We start from the raw sequence: 24,222 nt of genomic DNA, 5'->3' as shown, positions 1-24,222 counted from the left end.
AGCGCCAGGTCAGTCAGCATGGATGTTGAATGAAAGACCTTCGCGGGCAAGCCCGCTCCCACATTTGATCGCATTCCAAGTCTGAAATTGATGCATCTCTAATAACAAAAATCCCCCGGGAGCCCGCTTATGTCGGTCGATCCGCAACACCTGCTTCGCGAGCTGTTTGCCACAGCCATCGACGCCGCCCACCCCCGGCAAGTCCTTGAACCTTATCTGCCCGCCGACCGCAGCGGCCGGGTGATCGTGATCGGTGCCGGCAAAGCCGCAGCGGCCATGGCGCTTGTCGTCGAAAACTGCTGGCAGGGCGAGGTCTCGGGCCTGGTGGTCACCCGCTACGGCCATGGCGCACCGTGCAAAAAAATCGAAGTGGTCGAAGCCGCGCACCCGGTCCCCGATGCAGCTGGCCTGGCCGTTGCCGAGCGTGTGCTGGAGCTGATCAGCAACCTGACCGAAGACGACCGCGTGATCTTCCTGCTTTCCGGCGGTGGCTCTGCCTTGCTGGCCCTGCCCGCCCAAGGCATCACCCTGGCCGACAAGCAAACCCTCAACAAAGCCCTGCTCAAATCTGGCGCAACCATTGGCGAGATGAATTGCGTGCGCAAGCACCTCTCGGCGATCAAGGGCGGGCGACTGGCCAAGGCGGCCTGGCCGGCGACGGTGTACACCTACGCGATCTCCGATGTGCCGGGCGACCTGGCCACCGTCATCGCCTCCGGCCCCACCGTCGGCGACCCGAGCACCTCGCAGCAAGCCCTGGCGATCCTCAAGCGCTACAGCATCGACGCGCCCGCCTCGGTGCGCAGCTGGTTGCAGAACCCGGCCTCGGAAACCGTCAAACCCGGCGACCCGGTGCTCGCGCGCAGCCACTTCCAATTGATCGCCCGCCCGCAACAATCCCTGGAAGCGGTGGCGGTGAAAGTGCGCCAGGCCGGGTTCAGCCCGTTGATCCTCGGTGACCTCGAAGGCGAAGCGCGGGACGTGGCCAAGGTACACGCCGGTATCGCCCGGCAAATCGTGCAGCATGGCCAACCGCTGGCGGCGCCGTGCGTGATCCTCTCCGGCGGCGAAACCACCGTCACCGTGCGCGGCGATGGCCGTGGCGGGCGCAACGCCGAATTCCTGCTGAGCCTCACCGACAGCCTCAAGGGCCTGCCCGGCGTCTACGCCCTGGCCGGCGACACCGACGGCATCGACGGCTCCGAAGACAACGCCGGCGCAATCATGACCCCGACCAGCTATGCGCGCGCCGAAGCCTTGGGCCTGTCGGCCAGCGATGAGCTGGATAACAACAATGGCTACGGCTACTTCGCTGCGCTGGACGGTTTGATCATCACCGAGCCGACCCGCACTAACGTCAATGACTTTCGCGCCATCCTGATTCTTGAGACTGCCCAACATGACGCCTGACAAGAAGGTCAAAATCCTCGCCACCCTCGGCCCGGCTACTGACAGCATTGATGACATCCGCGAGTTGGTGGAAGCCGGGGTGAACATCTTCCGCCTTAACTTCAGCCACGGCGACCACGCCGATCACGCCCAGCGCTACCAGTGGATTCGCCAGGTGGAGCGCCAGCTCAATTACCCGCTGGGCATCCTGATGGACCTGCAAGGCCCGAAACTGCGCGTCGGACGGTTTGCCGAGGGCAAGGCGCAACTGGTGCGCGGCCAGGCCTTGCGTCTGGACCTGGACCCAACGCCGGGCGACCAGTGCCGGGTCAACCTGCCCCACCCGGAAATCATCGCGGCGCTGGAACCGGGCATGGACCTGCTGCTCGACGACGGCAAGTTGCGCCTGCGCGTGATCACCAAACATGCCAACGCTATCGACACCACCGTACTCAATGGCGGCGAACTGTCTGACCGCAAAGGCGTGAATGTCCCACAAGCCTTGCTGGAACTCAGCCCGCTGACCGCCAAGGACCGCCGCGACCTGAGCTTCGGCCTGCAGCTGGGCGTGGACTGGGTGGCGCTGTCGTTTGTGCAGCGCCCGGAAGATATTCGCGAGGCCCGCGAGTTGATCGGCGACAAAGCGTTCTTGATGGCCAAGATCGAGAAGCCGTCCGCCGTACAACGCCTGCAGGAAATCGCCGAACTGAGCGACGCGATCATGGTGGCCAGAGGCGACCTGGGTGTTGAAGTGCCCGCCGAGAGCGTGCCGCAAATCCAGAAAGACATCATCAGCACCTGCCGCCAGTTGGGCAAACCGGTGGTGGTGGCCACGCAGATGCTTGAGTCCATGCGTTTCTCCCCCGCGCCGACCCGTGCCGAGGTCACAGATGTGGCCAACGCTGTAGCCGAAGGCGCGGATGCGGTGATGCTGTCGGCGGAAACGGCGTCGGGCGAGTACCCGCTGGAGGCCGTGCAGATGATGAGCAAGATCATCCGCCAGGTGGAAAACGGCCCGGATTACCAGACGCAACTCGACGTCAGCCGGCCCAAGGCGGATGCCACGGTGTCGGACGCGATCAGCTGCGCGATCCGGCGTATCAGCAGCATCCTGCCGGTGGCGGTGCTGGTGAACTACAGCGAGTCCGGCAGTTCCAGCCTGCGCGCCGCGCGGGAGCGACCAGTGGCGCCGATCCTCAACCTCACGCCCAACCTGTCCACGGCGCGGCGCTTGAGCGTGGCGTGGGGCGTGCACTCGGTGGTCAACGATCGGCTGCGCCAGGTGGATGAGGTGTGCTCCACGGCACTGGAAATTGCCCAGGCGCAGGGCATGGCGCAGCGCGGGGATACGTTGGTGATTACCGCAGGGGTGCCGTTTGGGCAGCCGGGGTCGACCAATTCGTTGCGTATCGAAACCCTGATCTGACCCCCTGTGGCGAGGGAGCTTGCTCCCGCTGGACTGCGCAGCAGGCCTCTCTTTTGGGGCCGCTTCGCGCCCCAGCGGGAGCAAGCGCCCTCGCCACAGGGTTGGTGTTCACTTGCAGAAACTCAACTCATGCACAACCCAACCTGCCCCGACTGGGCCGAAGCCCTGCTCAACGGCTTCAGCCAGATCTTCCTGCAACGCCAGCCACTGTGTGGCCTGCTGTGCCTGCTGGCCATCCTGATCGGCGCCCCGGCCTTGTTCGGCGGGGCGTTGTTGGGTGGCGTCGCGGGTTTGCTCACGGCCCAGCGCCGGGGTTACCCCAAGGCGGAACGCCAGGCCGGGCTGTATAGCTACAACGGCGTGCTGCTGGGCTTGCTGATCAGCCAGCACTTCGCCTGGTCGGCCTTGTTGCCGCCGCTGATCCTGGCGTGCGGTGGCTTAAGTGCGATGCTCACGCGCCAATGGTTGAAACATGCCACGCAAGCAGATGACTTGCCCGTTTATACCGCGCCTTTTGTCGGCCTCGGCTGGTTGCTGTTGGGCACGGTGCCTGCAAGCGCCCTGACCGAACCCGACACCCTCGGCATTTTCGCTGCGCCCTTCACCGGGCTCGCGCAAATCATGCTGCTGGACCAGCCACTGGCCGGCGCCCTGATCGCGTTTGGCCTGTTACTGGCCAACCGTCGCGCCGCGCTGTGGGCGTTAACCGGTGCCATCAGTGGTGTGCTGATCGCCCTGCTGATGGACGAAACCAGCGCCGCCCTCCTCGGCCTGCACAGCTACAACCCGGCGTTGGCTGCGCTGGCTTTGAGCCAGAGCCGTCGCCAACCCTGGCTGCCGCTGCTTGGCATCCTCTTGGCGGTCATGCTCACGCCCGGTTTCGCCGCCCTGCACCTGCCCGCGCTGACCGCGCCGTTTATCCTCGCCTGCTGGTTGGTACGCGCCAGCCAGCGGATGTTCAAAGCCCGCGTGGACAGCCCGTTCGAATCCCCCTAGGCTTGCTCGATCTTCGATTCAGGCGGGCTTTATGGACAGCAACAACGACTGGCGTCAGCGGCTCTACGTCATGGTTTTCCAAAGCGATACAGCGGCCGGGCGCCGCTTTGACGGCATTTTGTTGCTGATCATCCTCGCCAGCATTGTGATCGTGATGCTCGACAGCATCGACCAGATTCACCAGAACTACGCGAGTCTGCTGGCCTATATCGAGTGGGGCTTCACGCTGATCTTCGCCATCGAGTACGGCTTGCGCCTGTATTGCTCGCCCAAGCCGTTGCGCTACGCCTTCAGCTTTTATGGGCTGGTGGACTTGCTCGCGATCGTGCCCGGCATCCTCGCGCTGTATTACAGCGACGCGCAGTACCTGCTGATCATCCGCATCATTCGGATGCTGCGGATTTTCCGCGTGCTCAAGCTCAGCCCGTACCTCAAGCAAGCCAACTACCTGATGGCGGCGTTGCGTGGCAGCAAGCAGAAGATCGTGGTGTTCCTGGTCAGCGTGTGCACCCTGGTGACGGTGTTCGGCACCTTGATGTATGTAATCGAAGGCCCGGAACATGGGTTTACCAGTATTCCAAAAGGCATCTATTGGGCGATTGTGACCCTGACCACGGTGGGCTTTGGCGACATCGTGCCGAAGACGCCATTGGGCCAGGTGATTTCGTCGCTGGTGATGATCACGGGTTACTCGATCATCGCCGTGCCCACCGGGATTTTTACTGCTGAACTGGCCAGTGCCATGCGCGGTGAGCAGCTGCAACACGACTGCCCTGTGTGCAAAAAAGACAACCATGAGCCCAACGCGGCGTTTTGCTCGCGCTGTGGCAGTAATCTGTTTCGTAAAGTGGAATAAGCAAAGTTCGTTTTAATCTTTAAACGTCTATGCGGGCGCGGCTATAGTCGGTGGCAAATTGCCCCCACTCAATCGACAACCTTCTCGAACAACAAGGAATGAGCAGTGAAAAAACTCGTTAGCGCCTCTCTTCTGGCCGCCGGCCTTGCCTTGGCGGGCGCCGTACAGGCTGCCCCCGTCACACTGCTCAACGTCTCTTATGACGTGATGCGCGACTTCTACAAGGACTATAACGCCGCCTTCCAGAAGCACTGGGAAGCCGAGCACCCGAACGACAAGCTGACCTTGCAGATGTCCTTCGGCGGCTCCAGCAAACAAGCCCGCTCGGTAATCGACGGCCTGCCGGCCGACGTGATCACCATGAACATGGCCACCGACATCAATGCCCTGGCGGACAACGGCAAACTGGTGCCGGATAACTGGGTTACGCGCCTGCCGAATAACAGCGCGCCGTTCACCTCGGCCACGGTGTTTATCGTGCGCAAAGGCAACCCCAAAGCCCTGAAAGACTGGCCGGACCTGCTCAAAGATGGCGTGCAAGTCATCGTGCCCAACCCGAAAACCTCGGGTAACGGCCGCTACACCTACCTGTCGGCCTGGGGTTATGTGCTGAAGAACGGCGGTGATGAAGACAAGGCGAAGAAGTTCGTCGGCGAGCTGTTCAAACACGCCCCGGTGCTGGACACCGGCGGCCGTGCAGCCACCACCACGTTCATGACCAACCAGATCGGCGACGTGCTGGTGACCTTTGAAAACGAAGCGGAAATGATCGCGCGTGAATTTGGCCGTGATCAATTCGAAGTGATCTACCCAAGCGTCTCCGCAGAAGCTGAGCCACCGGTATCGGTGGTCGACAAAGTCGTCGAAAAGAAAGGCACCCGCGTGGCTGCCGAAGACTATCTGAAGTACCTGTGGTCGCCGGAAGGCCAGGAAATTGCTGCCAATAACTACCTGCGCCCACGTGATCCGAAGGTGCTGGCCAAGTACACCGACCGCTTCCCCAAGGTCGACTTTTTGTCGGTAGAGAAGACCTTTGGTGACTGGCGCACCGTGCAGAAAACCCACTTCAATGATGGTGGGGTTTTTGACCAGATCTACAGCGGCCAATAAACCGCTCTAGCTGAATAAACGCGGTCAAGTGTGGGAGCTGGCTTGCCTGCGATAGCATCACCTCGGTATACCTGATACACCGAAGTGTCTGCATCGCAGGCAAGCCAGCTCCCACATTTATTTTGTGTTTGGCCCCTACATCGGCGGTGTCACGCCATCTTTACCGGCCGAGATAGCCTGTGCGGTAATCGTCCCATCGGCCCCCTGCGCCGCAAACATCACCACCTTCACCCCCGGCTTGAGCAAGCTGCGGTCACCCGGCTCCAGGTTGACGATCGGCACATCCTCCGGCACCACAATCTTCTGCTCGCCGCCTTTGTACTTCACGGTCAAGGTGCGCCCGTTGCTGACCACCAGGTCGCCGACGGTGCCGTTGGTCATGCTGCTGCCTTCTTTCAAGTCGAACGCGCGGTGCCCATCACCGGTGCCGGCCATGGCCGGTGGGAACACGTGGACTTCCAGGGCTGTGAGGGTGCCGTCGGCATTCGGCATGGCGGCAGAGCCGATATAGCTGCCGGGCTTGATTTCATCGATCTTGGCCAGGGTAACGGCGCGCACTTGGGTGTCCTTGGTCAGGTGCACGATGACGTCTTCACCGCTGTTGACCTTGACGTGCATCGCGTCGCCGTCCATCGCCGTGATGGCGCCGCGCACACCGACTCGCGGCGCGTCGGCAGCATTGGCGGCGTTGGCCAAGCCAATGGCCATGGCCGCGGCAAGTGTTGAAGCCAGGATCATCTTGTTCAGCGTGATTTTCATGAAAGTGGATTTCCTGTTTCGGCAGTTGTGACTGAATGTATCATTGGCGTTCGATCCAAAAGTTAACGATTCAGTCATTAATTTTCGGCATGAGTGATATCACTGACAGCGCCCTACTACGGCACAGGCGTTGTCTTTACTCTCGCACGCCATCTTCCTTCGCTTTGATGAGAACACCATGACCGCTACCCCACACGCTACAGGCACTATGACCCGAGGCATGGTGATGCTTTTTGCGTTCTGTTGCGGCGCCATTGTTGCCAACATCTACTACGCCCAACCGATCATCGAACTGATTGCGCCGGACATCGGCCTGACCCCGGCAATGGCCAGCCTGATCGTGTCCCTCACGCAAATCGGCTACGCCTTGGGCCTGTTCTTCCTGGTGCCGCTGGGTGACCTGCTTGAAAACCGCAAGCTGATGATCGCCACCACCGTGCTGGCCATCGCCAGCCTACTGGGTGCAGCATTCACCGAGCAGCCGAATTTGTTCCTTCTTGTGTCGCTGCTGATCGGATTCAGTTCCGTCTCGGTGCAAATTCTGATTCCGCTGGCCGCGCACCTGGCGCCTGCCGAATCCCGTGGCCGCGTGGTCGGCAGCATCATGGGCGGGCTGTTGCTCGGCATTCTGCTGGCACGGCCGGTGTCCAGCCTGGTGGCCGACCACTTCGGCTGGCGTGCGATGTTCATGGCCGCTGCCGCGTTGATGGCGTTCATCAGCGTGGTATTGCTGATGACCATCCCCAAACGTCAGCCCGACCATAGCGCCAGCTACGGCCAGTTGCTGCGCTCGCTGGGCACCCTGCTGCGTGAGCAACCGGTATTGCGCCAGCGCGCGTTCTACCAAGGCTGCATGTTCGCCACGTTCAGCTTGTTCTGGACCGCCGCGCCGCTGGAGCTGGCACGTCATCACGGCCTGAGCCAAAGCGAGATCGCACTGTTTGCCCTGGTCGGCGCGTTGGGTGCCATTGCCGCCCCCATCGCGGGCCGCCTGGCCGATGCTGGCCACACGCACCGTGCCTCGTTGCTGGCCATGCTGTTTGCCGCGTTGAGCTTCTTGCCGGCCTTCGTGCACCCGCTGTACAGCGTGATCGGCCTGGCCGTGACGGGCGTGGTCCTGGATTTTTGCGTGCAGATGAACATGGTCCTCGGCCAACGTGCCATCTACGCCCTCGACGCCAACAGCCGCAGCCGCCTGAACGCGCTGTACATGACCAGCATTTTCATCGGCGGTGCCTTCGGCTCGGCGATTGCCAGCAGCGTGTATGAACACGGCGGCTGGCTGGGCGTAATGCTGGTGGGCAGCGCGTTCCCGCTGCTGGCGTTGTTACGCTTCCTCAGTGCTTCGCGTGGCGCTTCGGTTGCCACCGCCTGAGAACCCTCAGGAACGCACCAACTTCTCCAAAGCCGCATCCGCCAAAAATGACGAGCGGCTTTTGACCTTGTGCTCGCGCACATAGCGGTCGATTCGCTGGATGACATAACCGGGCAAGGTCACATTGACCTTCTCGGTTTTGCCCAGATAGGGCGAGATGTCCAGCTCCAACATCCCCCAGCCCATCCCGGCGTAGTCTGCGTGCGCGTGATGACTGGCCACCGACGTTGGCATCGGAATCGGCCCACCTTCGGCGGCGATTTCTTGCAACATGATGTGCGCGACTTCCACGGCGGCGTTGTACGCCTCTTCAAAACTGTCCCCGGCGGTGACCGCACCTGGAATATCCGGGATCTGAATACCGGTGGCGGTAAAATCATCGCCCCATTCGATACACATTGGGTATTGCATGAATGCTCTCCTTAAAACTGAAACAGCCCGGCGCGTTTCCTGATGCTTCTGACCGTGCCCAGGGGCAAGTCCTTCTTCGGATGCGGCACCGGGATCGTGTACGGGCTATAGCGGTGAGTAAAAATATGATGACTGCCCGTGACCCGCTCCAGCACCCAACCCGCCTCTTGCAGCTCCTTGATCAATAACCTGCTTTGCACCCCAGCCTCCTTGGCTTGGCCTGAATAAAAATAACCCTAGAGTTATATTTACTCAAGCACAGAATCGCTCGACCGAATTGCCGGTTGTATTACGCAATATTGGAAACCCGCCAAATCTATTCCAACAGGGCATAAATCCTATGCCTGTGCCCGGCTTCCTCGCCCATCCTGCCGCCCTCATCCTGCTGTCTTGCCAACCCGGCTCATCTCCCGATGGGAATACCGCAATGACACTTCAAGCCACACTTGATGCCTTCCGTGCTGACTTCAAAGCCGGCAAACCGCCCTACAACGCGCCGGCACACATCCACCCGATCATGGAGCGCGCCACCGCCGAGCTGGGTTTCCCGATCCTCAGCGATGCCCACAACGACGTCGCCGCTGCGTTCGGCCTGCGCTTTGAGCTGCCGAACTACCTGATCGAACGCTACAAGGCTCTGGGCAACAACCTGCCGCTGATCAATGACGATCCGGCCTGGACCCTGCCCATGCCTGCGCGCTATGTGATCGGCCAAGGCAGCGTGATCCGTTACGCCGAGGTCAACCCGGATTACACTCAACGCCCAGACCCCTCGGCGCTGCTCGACGCCCTCACCCGATAACTCAAGGAGCCGCGATGGACCGCCTCACCGCCATGCAAACCTTCGTCCACGTGGTTGAAACCGGCTCGTTCGCCGCCGCCCGAGGCGCGGGTACAGGGTTGTCGGGCAACTTACGCGTCGGTGCCGCAACGACCTTCGCCCGGTTGCACATCATTCCTCACCTGGGGCCGTTCCTGGCGCAATACCCTGGGGTCAAAATCGAAGGGGTGCTCAATGACCACAGCCTCAACCTGGTGGAAGAAGGCATCGACGTCGCCCTACGCATGGGCAACGTCAGCGCTAGCGAGTAGCCAGCCCGAGCACATCCTGCGGCCTGATCAACCGCGCGCTTCGAATGAGGAAGTCCGACTGATGCCGCCCCAGCAGGTCTATACCCACAACGGAACGGCCACTGCTTGGGTCGTACTTGACCACGGTATCGCCAATGCGCCCTGTAAAGGCATCCACCAGGCGCAAAGGCGTGCCCAACTCTTTTGCCAGTGCCGTCAGATCAATCGTGTCTTCGCCACTGGCAAAATCCATGATCAGGTCCGGATCGTAAACGCTCGAGTCAGTGACCTTGGCATATTTGAACGTGTTTTTACCGCCCACGCCCCAGAGCTCATCGCCGCCGCCACCGCCAGTGAGGGTGTTGTTCACCGCGTTGCCAACGATCCGGTCTCTGCCTGAGCCGCCTACCGCATTCTCCAAGATAACGCCTTTAGCTATTGAGACGTTGTCGCGCAGGCCGCCTACGCTGGAGGTTGCGTCAGAGCGCAAGTCGATGGCCTGGTGCTGCCTGAAGCCGGAAAAGTCCAGGGTGTCATTGCCGCCGGTGTCTCGGATGATGAGGTTGGGCGCGCCGCTACCGGCATGCAGGCTGCTGGCGCTATCACCGGTGTTGGCGTTAAACCCATACACCGTATCGTTCGGGTTGATGCCAGGCGCAGGCTTCGGCGCCGGGCTCCGTTTGGGGTTCATTTGCGTAACGCCGCTGCCAGTGACGATGTCACTGGCCTGAATCCTCCCCACGCTCTTGATAAACAAAGCGGCTTTGCCGCGGCCCGTCAGGTCCAGGCTCAAGCTCCCCGTCCCGTTGTTCTGGTCATGGCTGAGGACGATCTCGCCGGCTCGCCCCGTAAACTGCTTGACCACCCTGAAGTGCTGGATTGCAGCGTTTTTTAATAGGCCGCTCAGATCAATTTTGTCGGTGCCGCTGGTGAAATCCAGAATTTCGTCTGGCTTGGCGAGTGTAGAGTCACTCGCCCTGTCGTAAACAAAAACATCCGCGCCTGCGCCGCCTCTCAACGTGTCCGCACCGCCCCCGCCACGAAGCCGGTTGCCCACTTCATTGCCATTGATTTCATCGTCGCCTGAACCGCCAATAGCGTTTTCCAGGACCACACCCTTGGCGATGGAAACATTGCCCTTCAAGTCGCCAACGCTGGAGTACGACTCAGCGCGCAAATTGATTTTCTGGTGCTGGAAAAACCCGGAAAAATCCAGAGTGTCATTACCCCCACCGTCCCATATTGAAAATATAGGCCTGTCATTCGGGGATTTAAGACTGAAGTTATCAGTGCCCGCAGTGGCATTAAAACCATACACAGTGTCCGTCTTCCGGGTATTGAAGTTGACACCATATAATGTCTGCCCCGCTGCAATATCATCCTTCAGTAGCAATGAAGGTTCACGTTTTTTGAAATCATGACCCGGTTGGTTGGTTTCGCGCCAATAGCTCATTACGCTGTGGGCCCTGGTGTCTTGTGCGTAGGGTGTCTTGGCATAGCTGTCCACACCTTCCTTATAGTTGCCGGGGTGACCAAGACCAATGGCATGCCCCACTTCATGAATGGCGGTTAATAAAAAATAGTCGCCATTTTTTGGGCCATCCGAAGCGCCCTGCGTTCCGAGAGTGGTGGTCATGTGGGCGAAACGCCACTCAGGCAAATTCGAAACTCCCCCGCTGGTAGTAGGATCGGCGTTGATCGTTATGGAGCCGTCCGCTGGGGTTGAGCCTTCTTTGAATGTAATATTGCTCACCTCCTGCCAAGCCTGCAGCGCTTTGCGAACAGCCCCTTTTTGTTGTGCCGTGAACGCCGGGTCAAGGGTGAACGACAGCTCGATTTTTCCGTCGCCATTACGATCATAATGCCGATACCCCCCTCGCAAGATCTGTTTAGCCGCCTCGTCCGTGTTGAAGGAGTTTTTTTGAGTTGTGCGATTGGAAACAGTCGGAAGTTGTGAGAAGGCGGGAGCCTTCAGCGTAGGAAGTTCATCAGTGGGAATATGATGATTAACAAACGAATTAGCGACTCGCATAAAACATCCTTTGAAAAACTTTATAATCAGCCCAAACAAAAGGCCGTGACGGCGGCAACCCTAACTAACCGCAATAATAAAATCCCATAGATAAATCGTTAACACCAACCCGATAGTATTTCACGTTCAAACTTTAAAACACCTGAAACCCACCATCCACCTGCAAAAACGGGCTTATCGCGAAGAGCAACACACATAAAGTTCTACAATTACACATCAACTTAAACACGGCGTGGCTCCGCACTTTTAAACCGCGCAATACGCCCATTCAACGAAGGCCAGTATCCGCACTGGCGAGCACCGGCCCAGACAGTCGGCTGACGCAGTAATACCAGGAGCGCCTGTGCAGCAATGCCTAATGCGAGCTTTTGGCCAGGGCATTGATGTCTACCAACGCCAAAGCTGAACACTCGACGATGGCGTCGCTCAAGCACAAAACTGTCCGGATCCGGGTTCGCTTCGGGGTCGCGATTCGCAGCAGCCAACAGCACTAGAACGGTATCGCCCTTCTCTAGAACGCGATTGCCAATCGAGCAGCGTTCGGCCACAAATCGCCGGGTGTTCTGGACCGGCGAATCGTAGCGGGCCACCTCTTGCACCAGTGCCGTCACCAAGGTAGGCATACGTTGAATCTGCTCAAGCAGGTCAGGCCGCCGAACAAGGGTCACCAGCGCATTGCCAATCAGGCCGGCACTCGCTTCGCACGTCTGGGACAACAACCCAATCAGGTTGGCGGTCAGTGCGTCACGGTCAGCCCAATCGCCTTGGAGAAGCTGCTTGAGCAGCCCTGTCTGTTCGAGCACGCCATTGAACATCTGCCCCAGTTGCACGGCCCCGGCATCGGCCGTACGTAATTGAGCGTCACTGCTCAGCGGCGACAGGCAAGCGACAAAATCCCGTGTCAGTCCGGCGACGCTGCTTAACTGCTCGCCGGGCACACCCAGCAGAGACCCGACCACCGAGACCGGCAAGGTAAACATCCAATCCTCCAGGCTATGCATGCAAACGCTGAGTTGCCTCACTGCCCCTGCAATGCGCTGCGCGTCCAACGTGGCCAACGCAGGTTCGACCACAGCCCTGGGGCACTGGTGGGCCAGCCCTTCGTTCATGCGCATTAACCTGGCAAACACTTGCCCCGCCGCCCCGCTCGCGATAGCGGCAGGCACAGGCTCATGTGACGGGCGTACCCGACAGTCGGGATGCGTCAGCACCGCCTCGACGGCCTTGGCGGTACTGGCGATCCACACTCCAAGGTCAGCATCGAACAACAGCTCATTGTTGCGTCGCAGGCCTGCGTAATAGGCGTACGGGTCGGCATGGGTAGCGGCTTGCAACGGGGTCATTCGGCACGTCCTGTTCGTAAAAGAAGCGTTACTATCGGCCCCCTCACACGGTAACGATTCGCCCAGGAACGAAATATGGACGCCTACGACGATGACGACGCGCTCTCACACGTGGCGGGGGCGATTGCCGAGCCCGCGCGTACGAAAATGCTCTGTTCGCTGATGGACGGCCACGCGCGCACCAGCACCGAGATGGCGGTGATTGCCGGCGTCAGCCCGTCGACCGCCAGCGCTCACCTGGCCAGGCTCAAGGACGCTGGCTTGCTCACGCTGCACACCCAGGGCCGCCATCGCTATTACAGCCTGGCCGGCCCGCATGTTGCACAGGCCATTGAGGGCTTGATGGTGATCAGCCGCAATACCCCCAAAGCGTTCGTCCCCACCACACCCAATCGCCTGCAGTTCGCGCGCACGTGCTACGACCACATGGCCGGCACGCTGGCGGTACAGCTGCATGATCATTTCATCGCAGCCGGCTGGCTGATGGGCGACGGGGTTTATCAGCTCAGCGTGCCCGGTGAAACAGCGATGCTCGAACTGGGCGTCGATGTGCCGGCAGTGCGTACGCAACGCCGACGTTTCGCCTGTGCGTGCCTGGACTGGAGCATGCGCCGCCCGCATTTGGCCGGTGCTTTGGGCGCAGCGTTTTTGCAGAGCATGATCCGCCGTGAGTGGGTGACCCAGGACCTGGACAGTCGGGCATTGGGGGTGACGGCCAAGGGGCACAGGGAGTTGGCGAACCGATTTGGAATCGATACTTGCAAACAGTGAAGATCAAAATGTGGGAGCGGGCTTGCTCGCGAATGCGGTGTACCCGGTAAAAATCTATTGACTGACACACTGCATTCGCGAGCAAGCCCGCTCCCACCTTGGTTATGCGGCGTTCAAAGCACGCGGCCATCCCAGGCCACGGTCACATGCCGTGGCAACTGCCGCCGATGCTCCAGCAACCACGCATCCAGCGTATGCCCCACATGGGTCAACACGCCCAGTTGCGCGCCGGTGTCCTCAATACTCTGCAATGCCAGCGTCAGGTCATTGTGATTACGCGGCGCTTGGGGCTGCGGGGGCATGGAGCAATCGAGCACCAACACCTCCAGGGGTTCACGCTGCAACCAGGCCAGCGTTTCGGGCGGCAGGCCGACGGTGTCGGTGAGGTAGGCGATGCGCCGCCCTTGCCCTTGCAGCAAGTAACCCAGGGTCAGTTTGGAATGCTGCAACGGCAACGCAGTGACGCTCAGTTCGCCAAACTGCCGGGTTTCGAACGCTGCGAACGGTTGGCTGAAATCCAGAATGCCGGGGTGTTTGTAAAGGTCGGACAAACCCTCGGGATCGGCCGGGCCATGCACCGGAATGATCAAACCCTGGCCCCAGCGCAGGTGCAGCAACCCTTGGGCATGATCAGCGTGGTAGTGAGTCTGCAAAATCCCGTTGAAGCTGCGCGGCGGGAAGCGTTCGCAGAGGTCGGGCAAGCCGCTGTCGATCAACCAGCGCTGGTCGCCGCATTCGATCAACGCGCTGCACGGCAGGCGGCGCAGGCTTGCATCGCTGCGCGCCAAGCCACACGCCGCACACTCGCAGCCGTACACCGGAACTTGCCGCGCGTCGCCGGTGCCCAGCAACGTCAGGCGCATGCCGAGTGCCCGTGGTCCAGGCAGCACAGCAAACGCTCGACGGTATGCTCCAGTGGCCCGGAATTATCCAGCACAAACAGCCCCGCGCTATTACCTGCAATCAGGTCAGCGGTGAACCGCGCATTGCGCGCCAGGCGCTCTTCAATATCGGCCAGAGACTCACGCCCGCGCGCGATCAAGCGCTCACGCAGCACGGCTTGATCCACCGTCAGCAACAGCACCAACAACGTCGGATAACGCTCGCGCACCTGCGCCAAGTGCGCGCGGGAGCCGTTGACCAGCACATCGTCCCCCGCCGCCAGCCACGTATCGATGGCCTTGGGAATGCCATACGACAACCCATTGGCGTGCCAGCTGAGGGCAAACGCGCCCTCGGCCTGCATCGCGGCGAACTGCTCCGGGCTCACGCCCTGGGCGGCCTCGCCCGCCGCCTCGGCCGACCGCGTGATCACGCGGCGCACAATGCGGCAGCCGCGCTCGGCCAAACGCGGGCGCGCGGCATCCAGCAGGCTGTCCTTGCCCGAGCCCGATGGCCCGATGAGATAGATCAACCTGCCTGCCATCAAAACACCCTCTTCGCTTGTCGCCACACTTGCTGCACCACGGGCAACCCTTCACGGCGCCTGGCTTGAACCAGGTCGGCGCGCAGGCCAATGGCGATTTCACCGCGATCGGTCAGGCCCGCCGCGTGTGCGGGGGCCAGGCTGATCATCTTGACCGCCCGGGCCAGGTCGCCGCCGTCCTGTTGGTCGGCCAGCACGAATGCGGCCTGCAACAGGCTGGCCGGGTAGTAGTCGCTGGACAGTATATCCAGCAAGCCCTCGGCCGCCAGGCCGGCGGCGGCCACATTACCGGAGTGCGACCCGCCGCGCACCACGTTCGGCGCGCCCATCAGCACTTTCATGTTCAGCGCCTGGCAGCCCTTCGCCGCTTCAAGCGTAGTGGGGAATTCGGCGATGGTCATGCCATAGCGCGCCGATTCCTCAACATGTGCAAGCGTCGCGTCGTCATGGCTGGCCACTGACAGGCCGCGCCCCAGGCAATGCTCGACGATGGCCGCACGATAGCGGTCGCTGTACTCCCGGGAGTTGGCCATTTGCAGCACGATAAACGCGTCCATGGTTTCGTCGTTGAGGTGGTATTTGCCCATGTAGTACTCACGGTACTTGGATTCGAGCACGAACTGGCGCTGACCCGGCGAATGGTCCATCACCGACACCAGCCGCACCAACGGGTTTTCCACCAAATCGCGGAACACGCTGAGGGTGTCCGGGTGGCACAGCTCGCAGCGCAGGTGCAGGTGGTGCTCGGCACGGGTCAGCCCGGCGCCTTCGGCCGAGGCAATGGCATCGAGCATCGCCGGCAGTTTTTTCATGCGGTTGCCCTTGGGGTTCACATCGCCGATGGACACCGCGTCGAACACCGTGGTGATGCCCGCCGCGATGATCTGCGCGTCATGGCTGAGCACCGCCGAGGTCGACGGCCAGTCCACGCCGGGGCGTGGGGTCATGTGTTTTTCCAGGTTATCGGTGTGCAGTTCCACCAGCCCCGGCAGCAGGCAATCACCGCCCAGGTCCTGGGCCTGGGGCAAGTGGCTGCGGCCTTCGGCGATGTCGACAATCTGGCCGTCGCGCAGCACCACAGAACCGAGGAACACGCGATCAGCCGTAACGACTTGGGCATTACTGAGGATCTGTTCAGCGGGCATGTTCGTATTCCTCTTCGGCAACGGGCGTGGGGGTCATGTCGAAATGGCGATCAGCGACCGCCTCACGGGCGGCGCGGTCGTGGAAGATGCCGATCAGTGCGGCGCCGCCCGCCTTGGCTTCGTTCATCAGTTCCAGCACCACCTGGCGGTTGTTGTCGTCCAGGGACGCGGTGGGTTCGTCCAGCAGCATCACCGGCCACTCGACCATGAAGCCGCGGGCAATGTTGACGCGCTGTTGCTCGCCACCGGAGAAGGTGCCGGGTGCCAGTTGCCACAGGCGCTGCGGGATATTCAGCCGCGTCAGCAGGTGCTCGGCGCGTGACTGCGCATTGGCCTTGGACCAGCCACGTGCCAGCGCCGGCTCCATCACCACGTCCAGGCAGGCTACACGCGGGATCACGCGCAGGAATTGACTGACGTAGCCCAAGGTCTGTTGGCGCACCTGCAAAATAGCGCGCGGCTCGGCGCCGACCAGCTCCAGCCATTCACCGGCATGCCGCACGCGAATGCTGCCGCCTGCCGGTAGATAGTTACCGTACAGGGTGCGCAGCAAGGTGCTTTTACCCGCGCCGGACTGGCCGTGCAGCACCAGGCATTCGCCGCCCTGCACGCTGAATTCCACGCCGCGCAGCACGTTGAGCACCACGCCGTTCTGCTGGTGCAAGGTGAAGGTTTTCGAAAGGTCACGGACCTCGATCAAGGCGTTCATCATGGCTGCAATACCGAAGACACCAGCAGTTGAGAGTAAGGGTGCTGTGGATCATCGAGGATCTGGTCGGTGAGCCCGGTTTCCACCACCCGCGAGCGGCGCATCACCATCAGGCGGTCGGCCAGCAAGCGCGCCACCGCCAAGTCGTGAGTGACGATCACCACCGCCAAATCCAGCTCACGCACCAGGCCGCGCAGCAGGTCGAGCAAGCGTGCTTGCACCGACACATCCAGGCCGCCAGTCGGTTCGTCCATAAACACCAGGCGCGGGCTGGACACCAGGTTGCGGGCGATTTGCAGGCGCTGCTGCATGCCGCCCGAGAAAGTGCGCGGCAGGTCGTCGATGCGCTGCGGGTCGATTTCCACCTGGCCCAGCCAGTCGAGACCGGCGCCGCGCAGTTGCTGGTAATTGCGCACGCCCTGAGCCATCAGACGCTCGCCGATATTCGCGCCGGCCGACACGCCCATGCGCAGGCCGTCGCGTGGGTTCTGTTCGACAAAGCCCCATTCAGTGCGCAGCAAAGTGCGGCGCTCGGCTTCGCTGGCGCTGTAGAGGTCCAGCCACTCGCCGTCCTTGCTGCGGTAACCGATGGTCCCGGCTTGCGGCGGCAGGCGCCCGCTCAACAACGAGAGCAAGGTGGATTTACCTGAGCCGGATTCGCCGACAATCCCCAAGACTTCGCCGGGGTACAGATCGAAACTGACGCCCTGGCAGCCCTTCTCCGGGCCATAGAGCAAAGACAGGTCGCGCACTTGCAATAACGGCTGGCTCACTGGTTGTTCTCCTTCACCCGTTGGGCGCAGTACCAGGTGTCGGAACACACAAAACTCTGGGTTCCCGCGTCGTCGAGAATCAGCTCATCGAGGAACGAGTCGTGGCTGCCGCAGATCGCGCAGTTGTGCGCCCACTTTTGCACTTCGAACGGGTGGTCTTCAAAGTCGAGGCTGGTGACCTGGGTGTACGGCGGCACTGCGTACAGGCGCTTTTCACGACCGGCGCCGAACAGCATCAGCGCCGGGCTCATGTCGAGTTTCGGGTTGTCGAATTTGGGGATCGGCGAGGGGTCCATCACGTAGCGCTCATCAACCATCACCGGGTAGGCGTAGCTGGTGGCGATATGGCCGAAGGTGGCGATGTCTTCGTAGAGTTTTACGTGCATCACCCCGTAATCGTTGAGGGCGTGCATGGTGCGCGTCTCGGTTTCCGACGGTTCGATAAAGCGCAGCGGCTCGGGGATCGGCACTTGGTAGACCATGATCTGGTCGGCCTGCAACGGCGTTTCCGGGATACGGTGGCGGGTCTGGATCACCGTCGCATCCGGCGTCGCTTCGGTGGTGGCGACGCCCGCCGTGCGCGCGAAGAAGCGGCGGATCGACACGGCATTGGTGGTGTCGTCGGCGCCTTGGTCGATCACCTTAAGCACGTCATCAGCACCCAGGATCGCGGCGGTCAATTGCATGCCGCCGGTGCCCCAGCCGTACGGCAATGGCATCTCGCGGCCGCCGAACGGCACTTGGTAACCAGGGATCGCCACGGCCTTGAGCAAGGCGCGGCGGATCATGCGTTTGGTCTGCTCATCCAGGTAGGCGAAGTTGTACGCCGGGTCGCGGACCGGCGGTTGCGTCAGGTCATTCATGGCGGGTGCTCTCGGCCGGTTGGCGCAGTTTGCGGATCAGTTCCAGCTCGGACTGGAAGTCCACGTAGTGAGGCAATTTGAGGTGCGAGACAAAGCCCGCCGCCTCGACGTTGTCGCAGTGGGCCAGCACGAATTCTTCGCGCTGAGCCGGCGACACCACCTCTTCGTTGTATTCCTCGGCGCGCAGTGAACGGTCGACCAGCGCCATGCCCATGGCCTTGCGCTCGGCGTGCCCGAACGCCAGGCCATAACCACGGGTGAACTGCGCAAGCTCGGTGGCCGAGCCGACGAACTGGTTGACCATCTCGCACTCGGTGACTTCGATGCTGCCCAGGCAGATCGGGAAGCCCAGCTCTTCGGGGTCGATCCAGACTTCCACGTCGCCGATGCGAATTTCACCGGCAAACGGGTGGTTGCGCCCGTAACCGCGCTGGGTCGAATAGCCCAGCGCCAACAGAAAGCCTTCATCGCCACGCGCCAGTGCCTGCAAGCGCTCGGCACGGCTGGCCGGGTATTCCAGCGGGTCGCGGGTGATGTCGGCGACGCTGGCGTTGTCGTCGGCTTCGTTTTTGATCAGGCCTTCTTTGGCGAGCAAACCGAGCACCCGTGGGCAGGCTTCGATGCGCGCCTCGGGCGGGGTCTGCGGGCCTGGGTATTCACCTTCGGCCAGCAGCGAAAAATCCAGCAGGCGGTGGGTGTAGTCGAAGGTCGGGCCGAGCAGTTGGCCGCCGGGCACGTCCTTGAAGGTGGCCGACAGGCGCCGGCTTAGCGACATCTGCGCGGTATCAATCGGCAGGCTCGGGCTGAAGCGCGGCAGCGTGGTGCGGTAGGCGCGCAGCAGGAAGATCGCTTCGACCAAGTCGCCCGCCGCTTGCTTGATCGCCAGCGCAGCCAGTTCTTCGTCGAACAGCGAGCCTTCGGTCATTACCCGCGCCACGGCCAGCGGCAGTTGCTCGCGGATCTGCGCCACACCGAGTTCAGGAATCGCGGTATCGCCCCGACGTTTTTTCGCCAGCAGGCGGTGGGCATTGTCGATGGCCTGTTCGCCACCTTTGACGGCTACGTACATCAGGCGTGCTCCTGTGCAATGCGGCTGCTGCGCGGCAGGCCGATCAGGTGATTACCTGCGCTGAACAGCACGTCCAGGCCACGCGGGAAGGCTTCGCGGCGCTGGCGTTCCAGCCAGAAGGCTTGCGGCACCGGCAGGTTGACCGTGCGCTGGGTCTTGATGCCGGGGCCGCGCCAGTGCAGGCTGCGCCCGGACTCCAGGTCGGTGAGTTGCACGAGCAAGGTGCAGGACTGGTCGGGGTAACGGTCGTTGCCGTGGTCGAAGCCGCTGAGGTCGAGCAGGTCCTGCTCACCCAGTAGCGCAAACACGGCTGCTTCGCGCGTATCCGTGAGCGGGCAGCCGCAGTGGAACGCCAGGTTGGCGCGAATCAGCGGCGTGTCGAAGCTCGGCGCCAGCCACAGCGGCGTGTCCATATCCAGCAGCGCCAGGCACAAGGCATAGGTGGCGGGCGCCAGGCCGTCGAGGCGTGGAGCCGAGGGCAGATGCTGGATCAGGCCGGGTTCAGCCAGTGCCTTGAGCGCCGCGCGAAAACCGCGCTGGGCATCCAATACCGGGTCGACAAACGCCGGCTGTAACAGTTGAGCGTTCATCAGTTTTCTCCTCGCACCAAGGTGAAGAACTCGACCTTGGTGGCGGCGGTGTCGGCTTCTTTTTGCGCGCGGCGTGTGGCTTGGGCAGTGGCCAGCGCGGTGATCAGATCGCTGAGCCAAAGGCTCGGCTGGGTGCCTTGCAGGTGCGCGTCGGCCAGGGCGGCCAGCTCGGCGTGGCGCTTGTCGCGCCCGGCCAGGTAGCTGTAGCCGGTGCGGCCGTCAGCCAGGCGCACCACGCAGCGGGTCACGCTCATTTCGCCGACGTTGAAGGCGGCGCCATCACCGCCCATGCGGCCACGTACCAACGTCATGCCGATTTCCGGGGCGCGGATCAGCTGGTACTCGGCATCCTTGAGTGCGGTTTCGTGAGGTTGCAATTCATTGAGCTGGGCGCGGGCTAATACGCCAATCCAATGCTGACGCGGGGACAGATTCATCAGGGTCTCCATTCAAGTCTCTTTCAAGTCACAATCTGATAATGAAAGCGATCCGAACGGCTGGTGGACTGCGCCAGCTCCACCGGGCGGCCGTCGCGATCGCAGGAAAGGGTAAAAACGGTAAGGGCCGGCAAGTGCCGAGGCATCATCAGCAGCGCGGCTTCATCACGGTTGGGCAAACGCGCACCAATCAGGCTTTGAGTGCGGGTCAGCGGCAGGTCACGTTCGCGCAGGTACTGGCGCAAGGAACCGCCGTTGTAGTCGGCCAGCAACGGCGCGCGGCTGGCGCAGTAGCGATGGCGGATCAGGCTGACGGGCTGGTGATCGAGCTTGCGCAGGGTTTGCAGCTCGATCATCGGCGCCATCTCGGCGATGCCTAAATGCAGAGCCTCATCGCGACTGGCGTAGCAGTAGCGGCGCTTGAGCAACACCGCCTGCACGCCGACGCCCTGGGCCGACAGCGATTGGCTGTAGGAAGTCTCGGCGCCCATCGAATAAATCAGCGGGCGGTCGAGCACCTGGGTGCCCTTGCCTTGGCGGCGCAACAGGCTGCCTTCGAACACCAGCTCGTCGATGGCCCGGCGCAGGGTGTGGCGGTTGACGCCGAAGCGCTCGGCCATGTGCACCTCGCCGGGCAGGAAATCGCCGGCGCTGTAGCTGCTCAGTTCACGGCGCAGGATGTCCGCGAGTTCGCGGTACACCGGCTCATCTTGTCTAGACAACTGCATGCTTAAAAAAAGCGCCGCGCGGGCACCCCTCAGGCGTCAGATGAACTGCTTGCGCAGGCGTTGGGACAGCACGTCGATACAGCTCACCACCACGATGATCACCAGCAGCACCGCGCAGGTTTGTACGAACTGGAAGGCGCGGATGTTTTCCCAGAGGATCACGCCGATACCGCCCGCGCCGACCATGCCCACCACCGTGGCCGAACGTACGTTGGCTTCGAAGCGATACAGCGCGTAGCTCACCCACAGCGGCATCACTTGCGGGATTACCCCGTAGATCACTTCCTGCAAGGCACTCGCGCCAGTGGCCCGCACGCCCTCTACCGGGCCTGGGTCGATGGCTTCGACGGCTTCGGCAAACAGCTTGGCGAGCACGCCAGTGGTGCTGATCCACAGCGCCAATACGCCGGCGAAGGGACCGAGGCCGACCGCGACCACGAACAACATCGCGAAGACCATTTCATTGATGGAACGGAACGCATCCATCACGCGGCGCAGCGGCTGGTGCACCCACCACGGGGTGATGTTGTCGGCGCACAAGATGCCCAGCGGCACCGAGCAGACGATGGCCAGCACCGTGCCCCAGAGCGCGATTTGCACGGTGACGATCATCTCCTTGAGGTAGGCGCGCCATTCGTGGAAGTCCGGTGGGAAGAAGTCGGCGGCGAAGGTCGCCATGTTTCCGGAATCGCGGTACAGCGCCAGCGGGTTCATTTCCGCGCCGTGCCAGGCCCAGGCCAGCAGCACCAGGAACAGGCCCCAGCCGAGGTATTGCGGCCAAGTCCTTTTGCCAACAGCTTCAGCGTGCAAGGTAGTCATTGGATCACTCTCGATAACTGTGGGAACCGGATCTCTGTGGGAGCGGGCTTGTGTGGGAGCGGGCTTGCTCGCGAATGCGGAGTGTCATTCAACCCATCCGGCGACTGATTCACCGCTTTCGCGAGCAAGCCCGCTCCCACATAAACCCCGTTCCTACAGGGGGTTAGCCGTTGGCTGCGGTCTTCTTGTCCAACTCGGAGATGCGCTGCTGCAGCTTCGCCAGGTCGGCGTCGATGTCAGCCAGCTTCTTGGCCTTGTCAGCCGCTTCCAGCTTGTCGTCGGCGCTGATCGTGGTGCGCTGCTTGAACAGCTCCAGCTGGCGGATCGGCAGTAACTGGTCATCGCTGGAGGCGAGGAACTTGCCCAGCTGCATGTTCTTCAGCACCGCCTTCTCTTCAGCGGTGTCGCCGTAGTGGGCGAAGAAATCGCGGATCTTGGTCTTCTCGCTGTCGCTGAGCGCCTTGCTCCACACCATCGGGTCGGCCGGGATCAGCGGCGATTTCCAGATCACCTTGAGCTGTGCTGCCTTATCCGGCTGGGTGACTTCCAGGCGGTCCCAGCTTTCGGTGTTGAAGGTGGCGACGTCCAACTGCCCCTTGGCCACGCTCAACGCGTTCACTTCATGGCTGGAGTTGAGCGTGCGTTTGAACGCGGTGGCGGCGTCGACGTGGTTCTTGGCGAACACGTAATAGCCCGGCACCAAGTAGCCCGAGGTGGAGTTCGGGTCGCCGTTACCGAAGGTCAGGTTCTTGGCGTTCTTGAGCATGTCGTCGACGTTGTTGATCGGGCTGTCTTTGCGCACGATCAGCACGCTCCAGTAACCGGCAGCGCCATTGGCGGCGGCGGTCTGGGCGAAGATCTCGCCGTTGGAGCGGTCCACGGCCTCCATTGCCGCCTTGTTGCCCAGCCAGGCCACGTCGACCTTGTTAAAGCGCATGCCCTGGATCAGGCCGGCGTAGTCGGAGGCGAAGGTGGCGTTGATGGTCAGGCCGGTCTTCTTGTGCATGTCATCCAGAAATGGCTGCCAGATGCTCTTGAGGTTCTGCGAAGACTCGGTGGACATGATGCCGAAATTGATGGCTTTGTCGGCGGCCTGGGCGTTGCCCATTGCGACGCCGGCCAGCAACACCGCAGACAGAAACACGTGGCCGATACGGTTCAACATGGAAAGGATTCCTGTGGGTCGTGAGTAGGGTTTCAAGCGCGCGCCAGGGCCAGCCGAGGGGAGCCTTGGGTGTGGCGGGTCTGGTCGGAAAACATCAGGCTGGTGTCGACGTCGGCACCGTACAAATCGTTGAGGAACTGGCTGCTCATGGCGCTGCCCTGCCCGTCGAAATGAATGCGCCCACCTTTAAGCGCAACGGCTCGCGGGCAATAGCGCATGGCGTAATCGACTTGATGCAGGGTCACCACCACGGTCTTGCCGTCGCGGCGGTTGATGTCGGCGAGGATCTCCATGACCTTGCGCGCCGACTCCGGGTCGAGCGAGGCGATGGGCTCATCGGCGAGGATCACTTCCGCGCGCTGGGTCAAGGCGCGGGCAATCGCCACACGCTGCTGCTGGCCGCCGGACAAGGTCGATGCACGTTGCGCCGCCAGGTCGGCCAGGCCGACGCGGGCCAGGGACTCCATGGCAAAGGCCTTTTCCTCGGCATTGAACAAACCTAAGTTGCCACGCCAGCGCGGCATGCGGCCCAGGCAACCGAGCAGCACGTTGTCGAGCACGCTCAGGCGGTTGACCAGGTTGAACTGCTGGAAGATGTAGCCGATGTCTGCACGCAACCGCCGCACCTTGCCATTGAGCCGTCCACTGGCCTGCACCTCCCGACCGAGCACCTTGACGCTGCCGCCGTTGCTCTTGTCGCAACAGGCCAGCCCCGCCAAATGGCGCAACAACGTGGACTTGCCGGAACCGGAAGCGCCAATCAGCGCGACCATCTCACCGGCAGCAATGGTGAGTTCGAGGTCGACCAATGCGGATTTCTTCGCAAAGGTCTTGTTCAAGTGATCGACATGGATAGCGTGAGTCATGGGCTTCTCTGTCTTGTTTGAACAGCCACAAGAGGGCTGCGGTTGAGTTCAAACGACAGTAGGCGCGGGAGGTGTCAGTGCTATTACTTGCAC

25 protein-coding genes and 2 pseudogenes are annotated in these 24,222 nt (G+C 61.8%); 9 read left to right on the top strand and 18 right to left on the bottom strand.

What is annotated here, in order from left to right:
• The first annotated feature begins 129 nt into the window (after nucleotides 1–129).
• The 5 genes from ACA065_RS09585 to ACA065_RS09565 all read left to right on the top strand — a co-directional run bounded on the left by ACA065_RS09585 (nucleotide 130) and on the right by ACA065_RS09565 (nucleotide 5,777).
• Nucleotides 130–1,410: a glycerate kinase type-2 family protein gene (locus ACA065_RS09585; RefSeq protein WP_497694293.1), complete on the top strand. Its 1,281-nt coding sequence runs from the start codon at nucleotides 130–132 to the stop codon at nucleotides 1,408–1,410.
• Nucleotides 1,400–2,815 (top strand): pyruvate kinase, encoded by a 1,416-nt coding sequence (gene pyk / locus ACA065_RS09580; protein ID WP_497694292.1) that lies wholly within the window; start codon nucleotides 1,400–1,402, stop codon nucleotides 2,813–2,815. Before ACA065_RS09585 ends, pyk begins: the two co-directional genes overlap by 11 nt.
• Before the next feature lie 129 nt (nucleotides 2,816–2,944).
• Nucleotides 2,945–3,811 (top strand): urea transporter, encoded by an 867-nt coding sequence (locus tag ACA065_RS09575; RefSeq protein ID WP_497694291.1) that lies wholly within the window; start codon nucleotides 2,945–2,947, stop codon nucleotides 3,809–3,811.
• Nucleotides 3,812–3,842: 31 nt separating this feature from the next.
• Nucleotides 3,843–4,667: an ion transporter gene (locus tag ACA065_RS09570; RefSeq protein ID WP_497694290.1), complete on the top strand. Its 825-nt coding sequence runs from the start codon at nucleotides 3,843–3,845 to the stop codon at nucleotides 4,665–4,667.
• Nucleotides 4,668–4,772: 105 nt separating this feature from the next.
• The gene (locus ACA065_RS09565; protein ID WP_159955075.1) at nucleotides 4,773–5,777 is read left to right on the top strand and encodes a sulfate ABC transporter substrate-binding protein; all 1,005 of its coding nucleotides are present in this window, start codon (nucleotides 4,773–4,775) and stop codon (nucleotides 5,775–5,777) included.
• Nucleotides 5,778–5,912: 135 nt separating this feature from the next.
• Here ACA065_RS09565 and ACA065_RS09560 read toward each other — a convergent pair whose 3' ends face one another.
• The gene (locus ACA065_RS09560) at nucleotides 5,913–6,536 is read right to left on the bottom strand and encodes a DUF5666 domain-containing protein (RefSeq protein WP_497694289.1); all 624 of its coding nucleotides are present in this window, start codon (nucleotides 6,534–6,536) and stop codon (nucleotides 5,913–5,915) included.
• 178 nt (nucleotides 6,537–6,714) lie between these two features.
• On the opposite strand from ACA065_RS09560, the gene ACA065_RS09555 reads away from it, so the two are divergent.
• Nucleotides 6,715–7,911: an MFS transporter gene (locus ACA065_RS09555; protein WP_497694288.1), complete on the top strand. Its 1,197-nt coding sequence runs from the start codon at nucleotides 6,715–6,717 to the stop codon at nucleotides 7,909–7,911.
• A 6-nt stretch (nucleotides 7,912–7,917) separates the two neighbouring features.
• Here ACA065_RS09555 and ACA065_RS09550 read toward each other — a convergent pair whose 3' ends face one another.
• Together ACA065_RS09550 and ACA065_RS09545 are read right to left on the bottom strand one after the other, a co-directional pair.
• Nucleotides 7,918–8,322, bottom strand: a complete 405-nt coding sequence (locus ACA065_RS09550; protein ID WP_497694287.1) for a type II toxin-antitoxin system HicB family antitoxin — start codon at nucleotides 8,320–8,322, stop codon at nucleotides 7,918–7,920.
• A gap of 11 nt (nucleotides 8,323–8,333) precedes the next feature.
• Nucleotides 8,334–8,522: a type II toxin-antitoxin system HicA family toxin gene (locus tag ACA065_RS09545; RefSeq protein ID WP_497694286.1), complete on the bottom strand. Its 189-nt coding sequence runs from the start codon at nucleotides 8,520–8,522 to the stop codon at nucleotides 8,334–8,336.
• A 227-nt stretch (nucleotides 8,523–8,749) separates the two neighbouring features.
• Between ACA065_RS09545 and ACA065_RS09540 the strand changes: the two genes are divergently transcribed.
• Nucleotides 8,750–9,124, top strand: a complete 375-nt coding sequence (locus ACA065_RS09540; RefSeq protein ID WP_497694285.1) for a thioredoxin domain-containing protein — start codon at nucleotides 8,750–8,752, stop codon at nucleotides 9,122–9,124.
• A gap of 14 nt (nucleotides 9,125–9,138) precedes the next feature.
• Nucleotides 9,139–9,408 (top strand): annotated as a pseudogene (locus ACA065_RS09535) (LysR substrate-binding domain-containing protein); the annotation flags it as partial.
• Here ACA065_RS09535 and ACA065_RS09530 read toward each other — a convergent pair.
• Both ACA065_RS09530 and ACA065_RS09525 read right to left on the bottom strand, forming a co-directional pair.
• A complete protein-coding gene (locus tag ACA065_RS09530) occupies nucleotides 9,404–10,846 on the bottom strand; it encodes a M10 family metallopeptidase C-terminal domain-containing protein (protein WP_497695324.1) in 1,443 nt (480 codons plus the stop codon). The pseudogene ACA065_RS09535 and the gene ACA065_RS09530 sit on opposite strands and share 5 nt — an antisense overlap.
• An 800-nt stretch (nucleotides 10,847–11,646) precedes the next feature.
• Nucleotides 11,647–12,768, bottom strand: a complete 1,122-nt coding sequence (locus tag ACA065_RS09525) for a cytochrome P450 (protein ID WP_497694284.1) — start codon at nucleotides 12,766–12,768, stop codon at nucleotides 11,647–11,649.
• 75 nt (nucleotides 12,769–12,843) lie between these two features.
• Here ACA065_RS09525 and ACA065_RS09520 point away from each other — a divergent pair, with 75 nt between their 5' ends.
• The gene (locus ACA065_RS09520; protein ID WP_497694283.1) at nucleotides 12,844–13,539 is read left to right on the top strand and encodes an ArsR/SmtB family transcription factor; all 696 of its coding nucleotides are present in this window, start codon (nucleotides 12,844–12,846) and stop codon (nucleotides 13,537–13,539) included.
• A gap of 113 nt (nucleotides 13,540–13,652) precedes the next feature.
• Here the strand turns inward: ACA065_RS09520 and phnP are convergent, their stop codons facing one another.
• From phnP to phnC, 13 genes and pseudogenes are all read right to left on the bottom strand, one after another.
• A complete protein-coding gene (gene phnP / locus ACA065_RS09515; protein ID WP_497694282.1) occupies nucleotides 13,653–14,402 on the bottom strand; it encodes a phosphonate metabolism protein PhnP in 750 nt (249 codons plus the stop codon).
• Nucleotides 14,393–14,965, bottom strand: coding sequence for a phosphonate metabolism protein/1,5-bisphosphokinase (PRPP-forming) PhnN (phnN, locus tag ACA065_RS09510; RefSeq protein WP_497694281.1), 573 nt, complete (start codon nucleotides 14,963–14,965; stop codon nucleotides 14,393–14,395). Before phnN ends, phnP begins: the two co-directional genes overlap by 10 nt.
• Entirely contained in the window at nucleotides 14,965–16,110 is a 1,146-nt protein-coding gene (locus tag ACA065_RS09505; protein WP_497694280.1) for an alpha-D-ribose 1-methylphosphonate 5-triphosphate diphosphatase, read from the bottom strand. The genes phnN and ACA065_RS09505 overlap by 1 nt, the downstream gene beginning before the upstream one ends.
• A complete protein-coding gene (gene phnL, locus ACA065_RS09500; protein WP_497695323.1) occupies nucleotides 16,100–16,819 on the bottom strand; it encodes a phosphonate C-P lyase system protein PhnL in 720 nt (239 codons plus the stop codon). Before phnL ends, ACA065_RS09505 begins: the two co-directional genes overlap by 11 nt.
• Entirely contained in the window at nucleotides 16,819–17,628 is an 810-nt protein-coding gene (phnK, locus tag ACA065_RS09495; RefSeq protein ID WP_497695322.1) for a phosphonate C-P lyase system protein PhnK, read from the bottom strand. The genes phnL and phnK overlap by 1 nt, the downstream gene beginning before the upstream one ends.
• A pseudogene (locus ACA065_RS09490) lies at nucleotides 17,589–18,447 on the bottom strand (alpha-D-ribose 1-methylphosphonate 5-phosphate C-P-lyase PhnJ); the annotation flags it as partial. The gene phnK and the pseudogene ACA065_RS09490, both read right to left, overlap by 40 nt.
• Nucleotides 18,448–19,524, bottom strand: coding sequence for a carbon-phosphorus lyase complex subunit (locus ACA065_RS09485; RefSeq protein WP_497694279.1), 1,077 nt, complete (start codon nucleotides 19,522–19,524; stop codon nucleotides 18,448–18,450). It lies immediately after the preceding pseudogene.
• The gene (gene phnH / locus ACA065_RS09480) at nucleotides 19,524–20,114 is read right to left on the bottom strand and encodes a phosphonate C-P lyase system protein PhnH (protein WP_497694278.1); all 591 of its coding nucleotides are present in this window, start codon (nucleotides 20,112–20,114) and stop codon (nucleotides 19,524–19,526) included. Before phnH ends, ACA065_RS09485 begins: the two co-directional genes overlap by 1 nt.
• A complete protein-coding gene (gene phnG / locus ACA065_RS09475; protein WP_497694277.1) occupies nucleotides 20,114–20,551 on the bottom strand; it encodes a phosphonate C-P lyase system protein PhnG in 438 nt (145 codons plus the stop codon). Before phnG ends, phnH begins: the two co-directional genes overlap by 1 nt.
• Nucleotides 20,552–20,574: 23 nt before the next feature.
• Nucleotides 20,575–21,279, bottom strand: coding sequence for a phosphonate metabolism transcriptional regulator PhnF (gene phnF / locus ACA065_RS09470; protein ID WP_497694276.1), 705 nt, complete (start codon nucleotides 21,277–21,279; stop codon nucleotides 20,575–20,577).
• A 36-nt stretch (nucleotides 21,280–21,315) separates the two neighbouring features.
• Nucleotides 21,316–22,098: a phosphonate ABC transporter, permease protein PhnE gene (phnE, locus tag ACA065_RS09465; RefSeq protein ID WP_497694275.1), complete on the bottom strand. Its 783-nt coding sequence runs from the start codon at nucleotides 22,096–22,098 to the stop codon at nucleotides 21,316–21,318.
• Between the two features lie 163 nt (nucleotides 22,099–22,261).
• A complete protein-coding gene (gene phnD, locus ACA065_RS09460) occupies nucleotides 22,262–23,263 on the bottom strand; it encodes a phosphonate ABC transporter substrate-binding protein (RefSeq protein WP_497694274.1) in 1,002 nt (333 codons plus the stop codon).
• A gap of 32 nt (nucleotides 23,264–23,295) precedes the next feature.
• Nucleotides 23,296–24,129, bottom strand: coding sequence for a phosphonate ABC transporter ATP-binding protein (phnC, locus tag ACA065_RS09455; protein ID WP_497694273.1), 834 nt, complete (start codon nucleotides 24,127–24,129; stop codon nucleotides 23,296–23,298).
• Between the last annotated feature and the right edge of the window lie 93 nt (nucleotides 24,130–24,222).

The organism is Pseudomonas sp. LBUM1640, from assembly GCF_059716225.1.
The sequence above is the reverse complement of the archived record's forward strand: the minus strand, read 5'-3'. Positions and strand labels throughout refer to the sequence as shown.

Bases quoted from the DNA above. Each gene is read 5' to 3' on its own strand.
- ACA065_RS09505 (WP_497694280.1), bottom strand. From the start codon at position 16,110: ATGCCCGCTGAACAGATCCTCAGTAATGCCCAAGTCGTTACGGCTGAT.
- ACA065_RS09585 (WP_497694293.1), top strand. From the start codon at position 130: ATGTCGGTCGATCCGCAACACCTGCTTCGCGAGCTGTTTGCCACAGCC.
- phnN (WP_497694281.1), bottom strand. From the start codon at position 14,965: ATGGCAGGCAGGTTGATCTATCTCATCGGGCCATCGGGCTCGGGCAAG.
- phnD (WP_497694274.1), bottom strand. From the start codon at position 23,263: ATGTTGAACCGTATCGGCCACGTGTTTCTGTCTGCGGTGTTGCTGGCC.
- ACA065_RS09555 (WP_497694288.1), top strand. From the start codon at position 6,715: ATGACCGCTACCCCACACGCTACAGGCACTATGACCCGAGGCATGGTG.
- phnL (WP_497695323.1), bottom strand. From the start codon at position 16,819: ATGAACGCCTTGATCGAGGTCCGTGACCTTTCGAAAACCTTCACCTTG.
- phnE (WP_497694275.1), bottom strand. From the start codon at position 22,098: ATGACTACCTTGCACGCTGAAGCTGTTGGCAAAAGGACTTGGCCGCAA.
- ACA065_RS09520 (WP_497694283.1), top strand. From the start codon at position 12,844: ATGGACGCCTACGACGATGACGACGCGCTCTCACACGTGGCGGGGGCG.
- phnC (WP_497694273.1), bottom strand. From the start codon at position 24,129: ATGACTCACGCTATCCATGTCGATCACTTGAACAAGACCTTTGCGAAG.
- ACA065_RS09550 (WP_497694287.1), bottom strand. From the start codon at position 8,322: ATGCAATACCCAATGTGTATCGAATGGGGCGATGATTTTACCGCCACC.
- ACA065_RS09530 (WP_497695324.1), bottom strand. From the start codon at position 10,846: ATGAGCTATTGGCGCGAAACCAACCAACCGGGTCATGATTTCAAAAAA.
- pyk (WP_497694292.1), top strand. From the start codon at position 1,400: ATGACGCCTGACAAGAAGGTCAAAATCCTCGCCACCCTCGGCCCGGCT.
- phnP (WP_497694282.1), bottom strand. From the start codon at position 14,402: ATGCGCCTGACGTTGCTGGGCACCGGCGACGCGCGGCAAGTTCCGGTG.
- ACA065_RS09560 (WP_497694289.1), bottom strand. From the start codon at position 6,536: ATGAAAATCACGCTGAACAAGATGATCCTGGCTTCAACACTTGCCGCG.
- ACA065_RS09575 (WP_497694291.1), top strand. From the start codon at position 2,945: ATGCACAACCCAACCTGCCCCGACTGGGCCGAAGCCCTGCTCAACGGC.
- ACA065_RS09525 (WP_497694284.1), bottom strand. From the start codon at position 12,768: ATGACCCCGTTGCAAGCCGCTACCCATGCCGACCCGTACGCCTATTAC.
- ACA065_RS09570 (WP_497694290.1), top strand. From the start codon at position 3,843: ATGGACAGCAACAACGACTGGCGTCAGCGGCTCTACGTCATGGTTTTC.
- ACA065_RS09485 (WP_497694279.1), bottom strand. From the start codon at position 19,524: ATGTACGTAGCCGTCAAAGGTGGCGAACAGGCCATCGACAATGCCCAC.
- phnG (WP_497694277.1), bottom strand. From the start codon at position 20,551: ATGAATCTGTCCCCGCGTCAGCATTGGATTGGCGTATTAGCCCGCGCC.
- ACA065_RS09540 (WP_497694285.1), top strand. From the start codon at position 8,750: ATGACACTTCAAGCCACACTTGATGCCTTCCGTGCTGACTTCAAAGCC.
- phnF (WP_497694276.1), bottom strand. From the start codon at position 21,279: ATGCAGTTGTCTAGACAAGATGAGCCGGTGTACCGCGAACTCGCGGAC.
- phnH (WP_497694278.1), bottom strand. From the start codon at position 20,114: ATGAACGCTCAACTGTTACAGCCGGCGTTTGTCGACCCGGTATTGGAT.